This window comes from Mycobacterium marseillense (assembly GCF_010731675.1).
GTDB classification, from domain to species: domain Bacteria; phylum Actinomycetota; class Actinomycetes; order Mycobacteriales; family Mycobacteriaceae; genus Mycobacterium; species Mycobacterium marseillense.
Map to the genome: position 1 here is coordinate 2,353,232 of NZ_AP022584.1, position 14,435 is coordinate 2,367,666.

Here is a 14,435-nt window from a genome sequence, read left to right on the forward strand (position 1 = left end):
GAAACATGCCCGCGCTGTTGTGGTTTCGCCGCGATCTGCGGTTGCGCGACCATCCCGCGCTGCTCGCCGCGGCCGAGGGCGACGAGGTGCTCGCCTGCTTTGTGCTCGATCCGCGGCTGGAAAGCTCGTCGGGACAGCGCCGGCTGCAGTTCCTGGGTGACTCACTGCGGCGGCTGCGCGAGGACCTGGACGGCCGGCTGCTCGTCACCCGCGGGCGGCCCGATTCCCGGATTCCCCGCATCGCCAAGCAGATCGGCGCGTCGTCGGTGCACATCTCCGAAGATTTCGCGCCGTTCGGCGCGCGCCGCGACGAACGGGTGCGGGCCGCGCTGGGCGAGGTCCCGCTGGTGGTGACGGGGTCGCCGTATCTCGTCTCGCCCGGCCGGGTCACCAAGCCGGACGGCTCGCCCTACCGGGTGTTCACCCCGTTTCTGCGGCAGTGGCACAAGACCGGCTGGCGGGCGCCGGCGAACTCGAGCGCCACGTCCGCGCGCTGGCTCGATCCGGCGAGCCTGGGAATCGAACAGTGCGAAATCCCCGACCCCGGGGTTCCGCTCGATGTCGCCGCCGGCGAGGCGGCGGCGCGCACCCAGTGGAAGTCCTTCCTCGACAACGGATTGAATAGCTACGCCGCCGACCGCAACAGGCCCGACCTGCACGGCACCAGCCGGATGTCGGCGCACCTGAAATTCGGCACCATCCACCCCCGCACCCTGGTCGCCGACCTGGATCTGCGCGGCGGCGGGGCGCAAGCCTACGCGCGGGAGTTGGCATTTCGCGACTTCTACGCCGATGTGCTGCACCACTGGCCGGCGAGCGCGTGGCGCAACTGGAACGGCGATTTCGACGGCATCCAGACCGACTCCGGCGCCGCGGCCACGCGCGGCTTCGAGGCGTGGAAGGCCGGCGAAACCGGCTTTCCCTTCGTCGACGCCGGGATGCGGCAGCTGCGCGACACCGGGTTCATGCACAACCGGGTGCGGATGATCGTCGCGTCGTTTCTGGTCAAGGACCTTCACCTGCCGTGGCAGTGGGGCGCCGAATGGTTTTTGGACCAACTCGTGGACGGGGACATGGCGAACAACCAGCACGGCTGGCAGTGGTGCGCGGGCTGCGGCACCGACGCCGCACCCTACTTCCGGGTGTTCAACCCGACGACGCAGGGCGAAAAGTTCGACCCCACAGGCGATTACATCCGCCGCTGGGTGCCCGAGCTGCGCTCGGCCGATGATCCGCACCTGCGAAAGGGCGAGCGGCCCAACGGTTACCCGCAGCCCATCGTCGACCACGCCGCCGAACGGGCCGAAGCGCTGCGGCGTTACCAGAGCATCTGAGCGCTCGTTTGCCCAATCGTGCACCCGAAACCGGTTGGCATGCCATGATCGGCCGATTCGCATGGTCAGCCATTCGGGAGGCGACAATGACCATCATTCGCGCGTTACCCCTGTCGTGCGCCGTCACCGGCCTTACCGCACTCATCGCGGGCTGCTCCTGCTCGATCGGTTCGTCGCACACGGTCAGCAAGAGCGACGTCGCCGGACAAATCACCGCCAAGATGACCGATGCCGCGGGCAACAGGCCCGAATCGGTGAATTGCCCGAACGACCTGCCCGCCAAGGTCGGCGCGCAGGTGGCCTGCGAAATGAAGGTCAAAAACCGGCCGTTCGGCGTCACCGTCACAGTCACCAGCGTCGAGGGCGGCGACGTCAAGTTCAACATGGTGGAGACGGTCGACAAGAACCAAATCGCCGACGCGATCAGCACCCAACTCGGCCAGCGGGTGGGCAGAAAGCCGGACGCGGTGACCTGCCCCGAGAACCTCAAAGGCGTTGCGGGAGCGACCCTTCGGTGTCAGCTCAGCGACCACGGCCAAAAGTACGGCGTGCTGGTGACCGTCACGAACGTCGCCGCCGGCGACGTCAACTTTCATTTCAAGGTCGACGACCGGCCGCAACCAGATAGCTAGCGGGCGGCCTTTTTCCGTTCGATGTCGGCCAGGGCGGCGGCCAGTTCGGCACGCTGCGCGGCCGAGCTCTCCCAGGCCAGCTGGCGGTTCTTGACCACCTTGGCCGGCGCGCCGACCGCGATCGAGTAGTCCGGAATCACACCGCGCACCACCGCATGCGATCCCAGCACGCAACCGCGCCCGACCGACGTGCCCCGCAGCACCGACACCTTGACCCCCACCCAGGTGTCCGGTCCGATCCGCACCGGGGACTTGACGATGCCCTGGTCCTTGATCGGCAGGTCGATGTTGTCCATGCGGTGGTCGAAATCGCAGACGTAGCACCAGTCGGCCATCAACACCGAATCGCCGAGCTCGATGTCGAGGTAGGCGTTGATGACGTTGTCGCGGCCCAGCACCACCTTGTCGCCGAACCGCAACGAGCCCTCGTGCGCGCGGATGGTGTTCTTGTCACCGATGTGGACCCAGCGGCCGATCTCGAGCTGCGCGAGCTCGGGCGTGGCGTGGATTTCCACGCCCTTGCCAAGAAACACCATGCCGCGGGTGATGATGTGCGGGTTGGCCAGCTTGAACTTCAGCAAGCGCCAGTAGCGCACCAGGTACCACGGGGTGTATGCGCGGTTGCGCAGCACCCACCTCAATGAGGCCAGCGTGAGGAACTTGGCCTGGCGCGGGTCGCGCAGGTTCGATCCACGCCAGCGGCGATGGACCGGGGCACCCCACATGCTCGTCACAGCCGGACAGCCTAACGCGGTCAATGACGAGCCCGCGAACCGCCACGGGTTACCCTCACCTGTACTCGATCGCCGCACCCGCGCAACGCCCTGGGGAAGGACTTGGAAACCGACGTGCTTGCCCGACGACTCGTCAGTGGGCTCCGGCGTTGCTCATTCCCGCTGCTGGCGGCGGTGCTCATGGCGGGGGTCGGCGGCTGCGGCAACACCGACTCGTGGGTGGACGCGTCGGCCTCGCAAGGGTGGCCGGCGCAATACGCCGACGCCGCCAACAGCAGCTACACCCCCACCGGCGGGGCCACCAAACTGTCGCTGCAGTGGACCCGGTCGGTCAAGGGAAGCCTGGCGGCCGGCCCGGCGCTGAGCGCGCGCGGTTACCTGGCGCTGAACGCCCAGACCTCGGCGGGTTGTTCGCTGATGGAGTGGGAGAACAACCACAACGGGCGGCAGCGCTGGTGCGTGCGGCTGTTCCAGGGCGGCGGCTTCGGCGGCCCGCTGTTCGACGGCTTCGACAACCTCTACGTCGGCCAGCCCGGCGCCTTCCTGTCCTTCCCCGTGACCCAGTGGACACGCTGGCGCCAACCGGTGATCGGCATGCCCACTACGCCGCGGTTTTTGGGCAACGGCGAGTTGCTTGTCGCCACACACCTGGGGCAGGTGCTGGTTTTCGACGCCCATCGCGGCCAGGTGGTGAGCAGCCCGCTCGACCTGGTGGACGGTGTCGATCCCACCGATGCGACGCGCGGGCTGGCCGATTGCGCGTCGGCCCGCCAAGGCTGCCCGGTAGCGGCGGCCCCCGCATTCTCGGCTTCCAACGGCATGGCGGTGCTCGGCGTCTGGCAGCCGGGGGCCCCGGCCGCGGCGCTGGTGGGCCTGAAGTACCACCCGGGGCAGTCGCCGCTGCTGACCAAGGAGTGGACCAGCGACGCGGTGGGCGCCGGTGCGATCGCCAGCCCGGTGCTCTCGGCCGACGGGTCGACCGTCTACGTCAACGGCCGCGACCAGCGCTTGTGGGCGCTGCGCACCGCGGACGCGAAGGTGAAGTGGTCGGTGCCGCTGGGATTCCTGGCGCAGACTCCCCCGGCGATCACCCCGCAGGGGCTGATCGTGTCCGGCGGCGGGCCCGACACGCGTTTGGTGGCGTTCAAGGACGCCGGCGATCACGCCGACCAGGTGTGGCGGCGCGACGACGCCGTCCCCCTGTCGTCATCGAGCCTGGCGGGCGCCGGCGTCGGCTACACCGTGGTCAGCGGGCCGCCCGCCAACGGCGCCCCCGGGATGTCGGTGCTGGTCTTCGACCCGGGCGACGGCCACACGCTCAACAGCTACCCGCTACCGGCGGCCACCGGGTATCCCCTGGCGGTGACCGTCGGCACCGACCGGCGGGTGGTGGCCGCCACCAGCGACGGTCAGGTCTACGGTTTCGCGCCGGCGTGACCGGGACATACTCCTTAGGTGCCGATCGACGACCCCACAGCGCAGGACGCCGCGACCACCACCCCAGCGGAGGGCCGGCGTTCCAGCACCGCGGACATCGTGGCGACGCTCGTCTTGCTGGTCATCCATGGCGGTCTGTACGGGGCGACCTTTGTGGTGCTCGGGCTGCTCGTGATGAGCACCGACCCGTGCAGCTACCAGAAGTGCGGCGATCCCGCCTGGATCGACCGGGCCATGAACCTGGGCACCTGGGGCGGCGGCGCGCTCTTGGTCGTCGACGTCGTGGTCGCCGTGTACCTGCTGGTGCGCAAGAGAAGGGCCTATTTCGTCCCGATCATCGGTTGCCTCGCGCAGGTCGCGCTGGCGGCGCTGGCCGTGGCCATGGAGTTGCGGGCCGGACCGGTCTGAGCGGTTGTCCGATGGTGGCGACCCGCGACTAGATCGCCAGCGGCGGGATCGCGTTGCGCGGCACCTGAGCCTGGGCCGGTCCGCCGAACGCCGGCAGCATCTCGCCCGGGGCGAAGTAGAAGATCAGCTGATCGTCGGTGATGGCGAAGTTCTGATAGTGCGACGGATCATGGCCCGTCGACGGCAAAATCGCGGCGCCCAAAGGAGTTTGACGTTCCAAGTCGCGCTGCACGATCGGGAAGATGGCATCCAGCGGCGTCGTGCCCGGGGCGAACAGGTTGTCGAAGGTGATGGGCTGCTTCGTCCCGAGGTTGTAGTTGAACGCCTTGTACCAGGTCGACGAGCGCGTCCCGCCGACGTCCTGGAAGAACTTGAGCACCACGCTGCGGGTGTTGTGCGGCGGCTGGCCCGCACTGCGCTGCTCGGTGGTGGCCTCCAGCTGGTAGGGCTGGTCGCGCCCCCCGGAGCTCTGCGCGACGTTGACGAAGCCGTCCCGGTTTTGGGTGATGTAGTCGGTCAGCGCCTGTTGGTCCGGGTAGTCGGTGGGAAACGTCATGGTGAGCATGTAGTTGGCGCCGGTCGCGTGCAGGCGGCACATCTGGCCGGCCTCGACGGTGCCGCCCAGGCTCGCGCACGACGGCGGCTCGGCAGCGGCCGGCCAGCCCAACAACACCGCCGGTGCGAGCAGCGCAGCGGCTATCAGATAACGCATCGTGGAATTGTCCTCGCAAACTAGCCAGGGCGGGGCGTGACCGAAAAAGTAACTGCCGCCAGCCTACCCGGCGCTATCGGGACGCCCGGCAAACGAATGCCATCGCGCGACCGGCGGCGCGCGCGCCGATCCGGGCGATGACCACCGACAGCGCCCGGCTGCCCCGCAGCCGCATCCGTTTGCGCAGCGCGTCGGGGTCGACCCGCACCCCGCGGACCAAGACCTCCAGCGACCCGCAGTCCAGCGCCCCAAGCGCCTGCCGGAGCCGTCGTTCGTCGAACACGAACTCGTCGATCACCTCGAAGCCGCGCACCCCGGCCGGCAGCCGATCACCCGAGAGGTAGGCGATGTCGGGATCGAGCTGCCACAGCCCGTGCCGCGCGCCGTAGTGGCGCACCAGCCCGGCCCGGACCACGGCACCGTCCGGATCGACGATCCACCGCCCGACCGGCCGCACGCCGCAGCCGTCGGGGTCGGCGTCGGTGACCTGTTCGCCGCGGTCGAGGACGCTCGCCCGCCGGGTGACGCCGGACCGCGCCAATCCCGCCGACCACAGGCAGGCTTCCCGGACCGAGCCGCGATACGACGTCACCTCGATCTCTCCGTTGAAGCCGAGGCGCCGCACCTCGTCGAAATCGATTCCGGGAGCGCACTTTACGGCGAAGTCCCGACCGCGATAGGCCTCCAGCAACGCGGGCAGACCCGGCTGGTAATCGTCGATGCGCAGGCGCCGGCGCCCCTCGGCACGGCGCGCCGGATCGACGACGAGCACGGCGTCACGGGTGACCGGGTGCAGCGCGTCGGCGCGGCAGAGCCCTGCGGGCCCCAGGTTGTGACGCGCCATGGCCAGCCGCACCGCATCGAGGTCGCTGCCCACCGCCGTGATCCCGCGGCCGCGCAGCGCGGCCAGCTCGGTCCCGATCGAACAGGTCGCGTCGTGCACGACCACGTCCGCGCCGCCCTCGGCCAGCCGCCCGGCCCGGTGCAATGCCACCGGCGCGGCGGTGGCCTGCTGCAGCGCCTCGTCGGTGAACAGCCAGTCGGACACGGCGAACCCCAGCCCACTCAGTTTCTCCGCCGCGCGGCGGCGCAACAAGACCGTCTCCACCAGCACCGCCGCCCGCTCGCCGTGCCGGGTGCGGGTCGCGGCGATGTCGGCGACCCGGGTGGCGTCCGTCAGTTCGAGTTCGGCGACGGCCGCCAGCGCCGCGGCGCCCGCGTGCGACCGCAGGTAGCCGACGTCGTCGGCGCTGAACCGCAGCCCACCGCTCAGGAGGGTTTGACCCCGGTCACCATCACGTTGTAGAACCAACCCTTCGGCACCACGCGTCGCCACACGTTGGCATCCGCCCAGCTCAGGGCCTTCCAGCCGGTGAAGGCGAACTTCGCCCAGCCCCAGCCCAGTCGCCCGGGCGGCACCGACGCCTCGAAGGTGCGCACCGGCCAGCCGAACATCGCGGCGGTGAATTCCTCGCTGACGGTCCGCACTTCGGTGGCGCCGGCGTTGGCGGCCATTCGCTCGAGGTCGCCGGGTGTGAAGGTGTGCAGGTCGACGATGGCCTCCAGCGCCGCGGCGCGCGAGGATTCGTCGAGCTCGGCCTGGGGGCGCCGCCAGCTGCCCAGGCCGGGCAGCTTGGTGACGTTGGTGGCGATCCGCCAGGTCAGCGTGGACAGCTCGCGGGCGTAGACGTCGCCGGCCCTGGTCGGTTCGCCGGCGAAGACGAACCGCCCGCCCGGGCGCAGCACCCGCATCACCTCGCGCAGCGACAGCTCGACATCGGGAATGTGGTGCAGCACCGCGTGCCCGACGACCAAGTCGAAGGTGTTGTCCTCATACGGGATGCCCTCGGCGTCGGCGACGCGGCCGTCGATGTCCAGTCCCAGGGACTGCCCGTTGCGGGTGGCGACCTTGACCATGCCCGGCGACAGGTCGGTCACCGACCCGCGGCGCGCCACCCCGGACTGGATCAGATTCAACAGGAAAAACCCTGTGCCACAGCCTAATTCGAGGGCCCGGTCGTAGGGCAACTCCCGCAGCACCTCGTCGGGCACGATGGCGTCGAAACGGCCCCGCGCGTAGTCGATGCAGCGCTGGTCATAGGAGATCGACCACTTCTCGTCGTAGGTTTCGGCCTCCCAGTCGTGATAGAGCACCTGGGCCAGCTTGCTGTCGTGCCGGGCGGCCTCCACCTGCTCGGCGGTGGCGTGGGGCGTCGGAACGGCGTCGGTCGAACTCGTCATGCAGGGCAGCCTAACGGCCGCCGGGATCCGCTCGATCGCCACCGCCCTGACCAGCAGAAAACACCTCCGCGTAGCGGCGGCGCTCGGCGGCGAGCCGCTCGGAGCGCTCCAGGTCGAACACGTCGTTGATCCCGGCCTTGGCGGCGGCCAGCGCGTGCCGCGGGCCATCGAGGAAGCGGCGCGCCCATCCCGCGGCGGCGTCGTACACGTCGTCGGGGGCCACCATCTCGTCGATGAGGTCCAGCGCCAGGGCCTCTTCGGCGTCGAAGAACCGCCCGCTGAACACCAGCTCCTTGGCCTTGCTCGCCCCGGCGGCCCGGGTCAGGCGGGCCAGCGCGTCGCCGCCGGGCACCAGCCCGGCCAGGATCTCGGTCGCGCCGAACTTCACGTTGTCGCCGCTGATGCGCCAGTCGGCGGCCAGCGCCAGCGTGAGCCCGGCGCCCAGCGCGTATCCGGTGATCGCGGCCACGGTCGGCTTGGGGATGGCGGCGACCGCGTCGATGGCCTCCTGCCGGACCCGGGCCGCGGTCTCGGCCTCGGCGCCCCGCAGCGTGCGCAGTTCGGGCATGTCGTCGCCGGCGGAGAAGATCTCGTGGCCGCCGAACAGGATCACGACGGCGACGTCGTCGCGCCGCCCCAGTTCCTCGGCGGCCGTGATGACCTCGCGGTAGACCTGGCGGGTCATCGCGTTCGTCGGGGGCCGCGACAGCAGCAGCATGGCCAGGCCGGCGTCCTGCGAGCCGTCGCTGACCACGACGCTGACGAACTCGCTCAATGCCGCCACCCCAGCCCGCCCGCTTCCCGCGCCCGGTGATAGCGGTCGGAATCGAAGAACTCGAAAACCCAGTTGTCGCCCTGGATCTCGAGGTGCGGCTGCACCGGCACGATCTGGCGCTCGACGGCCAGCACCTCGGCGACGGTCCGCCCGGCCAGCGAGTCCAGCTGCGTCCAGGTCGGTGGCAGCAAAAAGCTGCGGCCGGTCGAGAAGTCATCGATGGCCGTCTCGGGCGTCGTCCAGCCCGCCCGGTCGGATTCGGTGTTCTGCCCGTCGGCGCGCTGCCCCTTCGGCAGGGCGCCCACGAAGAAGTAGGTGTCGTAGCGGCGGGTGCGCTCGGCCTCCGGGGTGACCCAGTTGGCCCACGGCCGCAACAGGTCCGAGCGCAGCTCCAGGCTCTCCCGGCGCAGGAAGTCCGCGAACGACAACGTCCCGTCGGCCAGCGCCCGGCGGGCATCGCCGTACACCGACGCGTCGCCGACGATGCCATCGGGATCACCCGCCGGCCCCGCGAACAACACCCCGGACTCCTCGAACGTCTCGCGGGCGGCGGCGCAGACCAGCGCCTCGGCCAGGTCGGGTTCGATGCCGAAGCGCTGCGCCCACCACTCCGGGGAAGGTCCGGCCCAGGCGATATCGGCGTTGCGGTCGCGCTCGTCGACGCCGCCGCCGGGGAACACCATCGTCCCCGCGGCGAACTCCATCTTGGCGTGCCGTCGCATCAGGAAGACGCCCAGCCCGGGACCCGTGTCGCGGACCAGCATCACGGTCGCCGCGGGCCTGGGGACCAGCGGGGTTTCGTCGGGCGACGTCATAGCTGCCTCCGGTGGGCTGCGCGGGTGCGGATTCGGCGCGCGAAGTAGCGCCCGTCGACGACGTCGAGGGCGATCGCTTGGCCGAACGCGGTGGACAGATTCTCCGAGGTCAGCACGTCGGTGAGCAATCCCGCGGCCACCACCTGGCCTTCGGCGAGCAGCATGCAGTGACTAAAGCCGGGCGGGATCTCTTCGACGTGGTGGGTGACCAGCACCAGGGCGGGCGCGTCGGGGTCGGCGGCCAGGTCGGCCAGCCGCGCCACCAACTCCTCGCGGCCGCCCAGGTCCAGGCCGGCGGCGGGTTCGTCGAGCAGCAGCAGTTCGGGGTCGGTCATCAGCGCGCGGGCGATCAGCACCCGCTTGCGCTCGCCCTCCGACAACGTGCCGTAGGTGCGTTCCGCCAAGTGCTCGGCACCGAGGCTCTCCAGCATGTCGATCGCCCGGCGGTAGTCGACGTCTTCGTAGCGCTCGCGCCAGCGGCCCAGCACCGCGTACCCGGCGGAGACGACGAGATCGCGCACCACCTCATCGCCGGGGACGCGCTGCGCCAGCGCGGAGGAACTGAGCCCGATGCGGGAGCGCAATTCGGTCACGTCGACCCGGCCCAGCCGCTCACCGAGCACGAAAGCCAGGCCGGACGAGGGATGTTCGGCCGCCGCGGCGATCCGCAGCAGCGACGTCTTGCCGGCGCCGTTGGGGCCGACGATCACCCAACGCTCATCGAGTTCCACCGCCCAATCCAGCGGCCCGACCAGGATGTTGCCACCGCGCTGCAGCGACACGTCGCGCAATTCGATCAGCAGATCGGGGTCGGCTGCCTCGCTTCCGTTTTCGGGCACCCGACCATCGTGCCGTACCGCGACGCTCGAATACCTACGGGGTCAGCAACGGTTCGGATGCGTAGCGACCCGCTGCGCCCGGCTTCGCCGCGCTTGCGATCGCTACGGTTCGGGCGGAATTTCCACCCGGCGGACCTCGCCGTCGACCGCGTCGGCCGCCTCGATCTCGCCGCGGGTGATGCCCAGCAGGAACAGCACCGTGTCCAGGTACGGGTGGCTCAGCGACGCGTCGGCGACTTCGCGCAGCGCCGGCTTGGCGTTGAACGCGATCCCCAGCCCGGCGGCGGCCAGCATGTCGATGTCGTTGGCGCCGTCGCCCACGGCGACGGTCTGCGCCATCGGGACCCCGGCGTGCTGCGCGAATTCCCTTAGCGCCGTTGCCTTTCCGGCTCGGTCGACGATGGGACCGATCACGCGCCCGGTGAGGGTGCCGTCGACGATCTCGAGCTCGTTGGCGGCGACGTAGTCCAGCATCAGCTCCTCGGCCAGCGGCTCGATGATCCGGCGGAAGCCCCCGGACACCACGCCGCACGCGTACCCGAGCCGCCGCAGGGTCCGCAGCGTGGTCCGCGCGCCGGGCATCAGCTCCAGCTGGTCGGCGACCTCGTCGATCACCGTGGCGGGCAGGCCCGCCAGCGTCGCCACGCGCTGCTCGAGCGACTGGGCGAAGTCCAGCTCGCCGCGCATGGCGGCGTCGGTGATCGCGGCGACCTTGCCCTCGGCACCCGCCTTGGCGGCCAGCATCTCGATGACCTCGCCCTGCACCAGCGTGGAGTCCACGTCGAACACGATGAGCCGCTTGGCCCGACGCTCGAGCGTGTAGTCCTCGACGGCGACGTCGACGTGCTCCTCGCTGGACACCTGGTTCAGCGCGGTCCGCAGCCGGCCGTCGGCGCCGGGCGGTACCGAGACCCGCAACTCCAGCCCGGTCACCGGGTAGTCGGAGACACCGCGGATGAGGTCGATGTTGACGCCCAGCGCGGCCACCTCGCGGGCCACCGCCCCGAACGCGCCGGCCGTGATGGGCCGGCCCAGCACGAAAATGGTGTGCGTCGAGGGTTCCCGGATGATCGGCACGTCGTCGCTGCGCTCGATGCTGACGTCCAGGCCCACCTTGCGGATGGCGGACTCGACATCGCGGCGCAGCTCGGCGCCGTCGGCGACGGCCGCGGGGCAGCACACCAGCACGCCGAGCGTCAGGCGGTGCCGGATCACCACCTGTTCGACGTTGAGCAGCTCGACCCCGTGGCGCGACAACGCCTCGAACAGGGTCGCGGTCACGCCCGGTTGGTCCACGCCGGTGACGGTGATCAGCACCGACACCTTGGGTGGTGAGTTCACTCCCGACAGCCGCCCGTCAGGCCATCAGCTGCGAACCTGGACGTCGTCGAGCCTGGTGACGTCCTTGTCCGCGGGCCCGTGCGCCCGGCCCACATGCGCCTCGGCGCGCAGCCGCTCCACCATGTGCGGGTAGTGCAGCTCGAATGCCGGCCGCTCCGAACGGATTCGGGGCAGTTCGGTGAAATTGTGCCGCGGCGGCGGGCAGCTGGTCGCCCACTCCAGCGAGTTGCCGTAGCCCCACGGGTCGTCGACCGTGACGACCTCGCCGTAGCGCCAGCTCTTGAAGACGTTCCAGACGAACGGGAACATCGACGCGCCCAGGATGAAGGCGCCCACCGTCGAGGCGATGTTGTAGGGCTGGAAGCCGTCGCTGGGCAGGTAGTCGGCGTAGCGCCGCGGCATGCCCAGGTCGCCCAGCCAGTGCTGCACCAGGAAGGTGGTGTGGAACCCGATGAACGTCAACCAGAAGTGCAGCTTGCCCAGCCGCTCGTCGAGCAGCCGGCCGGTCATCTTGGGGAACCAGAAGTAGATGCCCGCATACGTCGCGAACACGATGGTGCCGAACAGCACGTAGTGGAAGTGCGCGACGACGAAGTAGCTGTCGGTGACGTGGAAGTCCAGCGGCGGGCTGGCCAGCAGGACGCCGGTCAGACCACCGAGCAGGAAGGTCAGCAGGAAGCCGATCGAAAACAGCATCGGCGTCTCAAAGGTCAACTGCCCCTTCCACATTGTGCCGACCCAGTTGAAGAACTTGATCCCGGTGGGCACCGCGATCAGGTACGTCATGAACGAAAAGAACGGCAGCAGAACGGCTCCGGTGGCGAACATGTGGTGCGCCCACACCGCCACCGACAACGCGGCGATCGACAGGGTCGCATACACCAGCGTCGTGTAGCCGAAGACCGGCTTGCGCGAGAACACCGGGAAGATCTCGGTGACGATGCCGAAGAACGGTAGGGCGATGATGTAGACCTCGGGATGGCCGAAGAACCAGAACAGGTGTTGCCACAGCAGGACTCCGCCGTTGGACGCGTCATAGATATGGGCGCCCAGATGGCGGTCGGCGGCCAGACCGAACAGCGCCGCGGTCAGGATCGGGAACGCGATCAGGATCAGGATCGAGGTCACCAGGATGTTCCAGGTGAAGATCGGCATCCGGAACATCGTCATGCCGGGCGCACGCATGCACACCACGGTGGTGATCATGTTGACCGCCCCGAGGATGGTGCCCAGACCCGCGAGGATCAGGCCGGTGATCCACAGGTCTCCCCCGGCACCGGGTGAGTGGACGGCGTCAGACAGCGGCGTGTAAGCGGTCCAGCCGAAGTCGGCGGCCCCGCCCGGGACGATGAAGCCGGACGCGGCGATCAGCCCGCCGAACAGGAACAGCCAGTACGAGAACGCGTTCAGCCGGGGGAACGCCACGTCGGGGGCCCCGATCTGCAGCGGCAGCACCAGGTTGGCGAAACCGAACACCACCGGCGTGGCATAGAGCAGCAGCATGATCGTGCCGTGCATGGTGAACAGCTGGTTGAACTGCTCGTTGGACAGGAACTGCAGCCCGGGAGCGGCCAGCTCGGTGCGCATCAGCAACGCCATCAGCCCGCCTATGAAGAAGAAGGCGAAGCAGGTGACGGTGTACATCACGCCGATCAGCTTGTGATCGGTGGTCGTGATCAGTTTGTAGACGAGGTTCCCTTTGGGGCCCGTGCGGTCCGGGTACGGACGAACGGCCTCGAGTTCTCCCAAGGGGGGCGCTTCGGCTGTCAACAGCTTCTCCAAACATCCGGATCGGACACTGGCCCAACATTCACTATTGAGACGAATCTTAGCCGTCGATCATGGCGACGTCAGGGCTGGTCCTACAAACTGTCGTAAATGCGTCGGCGGGGCGGCGTGTCCTTCGACTGGGCGCCGCCGAGCTGGCCGGATGTTAGCGTCTGACGCGTGTTGTTCGGCGTGATCAGACCCCCGCGGCGGGCCTTCGGGGTAGCTGTCGTCGGCGCGGTGGCGGCGGCGGTCGTCGTGGCATGCGGCGGCTGCGGATCCCATCAGCCCGCCGCCACGCCGGCCCGCTCGCTGGTCACCCCCACCACGCAGATCGCGGGGGCCGGGGTGCTGGGAAACGACCGCCGGCCCGACGATTCGTGCGCCCGCGAGGCCGCCGAGGCCGATGCGGGGGCCGCGAAGCGGCGCGTCCACAACGCCGCCGGGGTCGAGCCGGACGTGGTGCAGGTGCCCGCCGATCCGCAGCGCATCGTGGTGCTCTCCGGCGATCAGCTCGACGCGCTGTGCGCGCTGGGCCTGCAGTCGCGGGTGGTCGCCGCCGCGCTGCCGGACGGATCGCCGACGCAGCCCGCCTACCTGGGCGGCGCCGTGCACGGCGTGCCCGGCGCCGGTACGCGCTCCCATCCGGACGTGAAGGCGATCGAGGCGGCCCATCCCGACCTCATCCTGGGTTCCCAGGGGTTGACGCCGGCGTTGTATCCGCAGCTGGCGGCGATCGCCCCGACGGTGTTCACCGGTGCGCCGGGCGCGGCCTGGGAGGACAACCTGCGCGCGGTCGGTGCCGCCACCGCGCGCGGCGCCGCGATGGACGGGTTGCTCAGCGGGTTTGCGCAACGGGCGACCGACGTGGGCGCCCGGCATGACGCCTCCCACTTTCAGGCGTCGATCGTGCGGCTGACCACCGAGGCGATCCGGGTGTACGGCGCCAACAACTTCCCGGCCAGCGTGCTCGGGTCGGTCGGCGTCGACCGGCCGGCCGCGCAGCGGTTCACCGACAAGCCCTACGTCGAGATCGGCGCCACCGACGCGGATCTCGCGAAGAACCCCGACCTGTCCCTCGCCGACGCCGACGTCGTGTACCTGTCGTGCGCCACCCCGGCCGCCGCCGACCGGGCCGCCACGGTGCTCGACAGCGGCCCGTGGCGCAAGCTGTCCGCCAACCGCGACAACCGGGTCTATGTCGTCAACGACGAGATCTGGCAAACCGGCGAGGGGCTGATCGCGGCGCGCGGCATCGTCGCCGACCTGCGCCTGGTGAACGCCCCGATCAACTGACGCCGGGCTGCCGGTGCGCCGCCACCGCCGGAACGTGATGTTCGCCCCGATAGTTGGCGGAAGAACGTTACCCTAGCTAAAATTTTGCTGGAAGCCATCACATC

Annotated in this window: 14 protein-coding genes; 5 read left to right on the forward strand and 9 right to left on the reverse strand. The window is 69.7% G+C overall.

The genetic code is table 11. The features are described from left to right. Positions 1-5 precede the first annotated feature (5 nt). Positions 6-1,334, forward strand: coding sequence for a cryptochrome/photolyase family protein (locus G6N26_RS10550; protein ID WP_067175176.1), 1,329 nt, complete (start codon positions 6-8; stop codon positions 1,332-1,334). Positions 1,335-1,420: 86 nt separating this feature from the next. Further along, a complete protein-coding gene (locus tag G6N26_RS10555) occupies positions 1,421-1,966 on the forward strand; it encodes an anti-apoptotic protein (protein WP_083018908.1) in 546 nt (181 codons plus the stop codon). Here the strand turns inward: G6N26_RS10555 and G6N26_RS10560 are convergent. Next, positions 1,963-2,700, reverse strand: coding sequence for an acyltransferase (locus tag G6N26_RS10560; RefSeq protein ID WP_067175172.1), 738 nt, complete (start codon positions 2,698-2,700; stop codon positions 1,963-1,965). The genes G6N26_RS10555 and G6N26_RS10560 overlap by 4 nt on opposite strands. Positions 2,701-2,880: 180 nt before the next feature. Here G6N26_RS10560 and G6N26_RS10565 point away from each other — a divergent pair, with 180 nt between their 5' ends. Both G6N26_RS10565 and G6N26_RS10570 read left to right on the forward strand, forming a co-directional pair. Beyond that, positions 2,881-4,137, forward strand: a complete 1,257-nt coding sequence (locus G6N26_RS10565) for an outer membrane protein assembly factor BamB family protein (protein ID WP_179960360.1) — start codon at positions 2,881-2,883, stop codon at positions 4,135-4,137. Positions 4,138-4,155: 18 nt separating this feature from the next. Further along, entirely contained in the window at positions 4,156-4,545 is a 390-nt protein-coding gene (locus tag G6N26_RS10570) for a DUF6264 family protein (RefSeq protein ID WP_083018905.1), read from the forward strand. 28 nt (positions 4,546-4,573) lie between these two features. Here G6N26_RS10570 and G6N26_RS10575 read toward each other — a convergent pair whose 3' ends face one another. The 8 genes from G6N26_RS10575 to ctaD all read right to left on the reverse strand — a co-directional run bounded on the left by G6N26_RS10575 (position 4,574) and on the right by ctaD (position 13,038). After that, positions 4,574-5,257, reverse strand: a complete 684-nt coding sequence (locus G6N26_RS10575; protein ID WP_067175160.1) for an esterase — start codon at positions 5,255-5,257, stop codon at positions 4,574-4,576. 73 nt (positions 5,258-5,330) lie between these two features. After that, the gene (locus G6N26_RS10580) at positions 5,331-6,569 is read right to left on the reverse strand and encodes a THUMP-like domain-containing protein (protein WP_179960318.1); all 1,239 of its coding nucleotides are present in this window, start codon (positions 6,567-6,569) and stop codon (positions 5,331-5,333) included. Then, a complete protein-coding gene (locus G6N26_RS10585; RefSeq protein ID WP_083018903.1) occupies positions 6,527-7,498 on the reverse strand; it encodes a class I SAM-dependent methyltransferase in 972 nt (323 codons plus the stop codon). The genes G6N26_RS10580 and G6N26_RS10585 overlap by 43 nt, the downstream gene beginning before the upstream one ends. 10 nt (positions 7,499-7,508) lie before the next feature. Further along, entirely contained in the window at positions 7,509-8,273 is a 765-nt protein-coding gene (locus G6N26_RS10590) for an enoyl-CoA hydratase (protein ID WP_139799168.1), read from the reverse strand. Then, entirely contained in the window at positions 8,270-9,088 is an 819-nt protein-coding gene (locus tag G6N26_RS10595; RefSeq protein ID WP_083018900.1) for an NUDIX hydrolase, read from the reverse strand. The genes G6N26_RS10590 and G6N26_RS10595 overlap by 4 nt, the downstream gene beginning before the upstream one ends. Continuing rightward, positions 9,085-9,927 carry an ABC transporter ATP-binding protein gene (locus G6N26_RS10600; protein ID WP_067175140.1) on the reverse strand — a complete coding sequence of 281 codons (843 nt, stop codon included), beginning with the start codon at positions 9,925-9,927 and terminating at the stop codon, positions 9,085-9,087. Before G6N26_RS10600 ends, G6N26_RS10595 begins: the two co-directional genes overlap by 4 nt. Before the next feature lie 102 nt (positions 9,928-10,029). Then, positions 10,030-11,268: a phosphoserine phosphatase SerB gene (gene serB, locus G6N26_RS10605; protein WP_067175138.1), complete on the reverse strand. Its 1,239-nt coding sequence runs from the start codon at positions 11,266-11,268 to the stop codon at positions 10,030-10,032. A gap of 24 nt (positions 11,269-11,292) precedes the next feature. Next, positions 11,293-13,038 carry an aa3-type cytochrome oxidase subunit I gene (gene ctaD, locus G6N26_RS10610; protein WP_067175200.1) on the reverse strand — a complete coding sequence of 582 codons (1,746 nt, stop codon included), beginning with the start codon at positions 13,036-13,038 and terminating at the stop codon, positions 11,293-11,295. A gap of 177 nt (positions 13,039-13,215) precedes the next feature. On the opposite strand from ctaD, the gene G6N26_RS10615 reads away from it, so the two are divergent. Next, the gene (locus G6N26_RS10615; RefSeq protein WP_083018898.1) at positions 13,216-14,331 is read left to right on the forward strand and encodes an iron-siderophore ABC transporter substrate-binding protein; all 1,116 of its coding nucleotides are present in this window, start codon (positions 13,216-13,218) and stop codon (positions 14,329-14,331) included. Positions 14,332-14,435 lie beyond the last annotated feature (104 nt).

Excerpts from the sequence above, each read along its gene's own strand:
- G6N26_RS10550 (WP_067175176.1), top strand. The coding sequence starts at position 6 with ATGCCCGCGCTGTTGTGGTTTCGCCGCGATCTGCGGTTGCGCGACCAT.
- G6N26_RS10555 (WP_083018908.1), top strand. The coding sequence starts at position 1,421 with ATGACCATCATTCGCGCGTTACCCCTGTCGTGCGCCGTCACCGGCCTT.
- G6N26_RS10565 (WP_179960360.1), top strand. The coding sequence starts at position 2,881 with ATGGCGGGGGTCGGCGGCTGCGGCAACACCGACTCGTGGGTGGACGCG.
- G6N26_RS10575 (WP_067175160.1), bottom strand. The coding sequence starts at position 5,257 with ATGCGTTATCTGATAGCCGCTGCGCTGCTCGCACCGGCGGTGTTGTTG.
- G6N26_RS10585 (WP_083018903.1), bottom strand. The coding sequence starts at position 7,498 with ATGACGAGTTCGACCGACGCCGTTCCGACGCCCCACGCCACCGCCGAG.
- G6N26_RS10595 (WP_083018900.1), bottom strand. The coding sequence starts at position 9,088 with ATGACGTCGCCCGACGAAACCCCGCTGGTCCCCAGGCCCGCGGCGACC.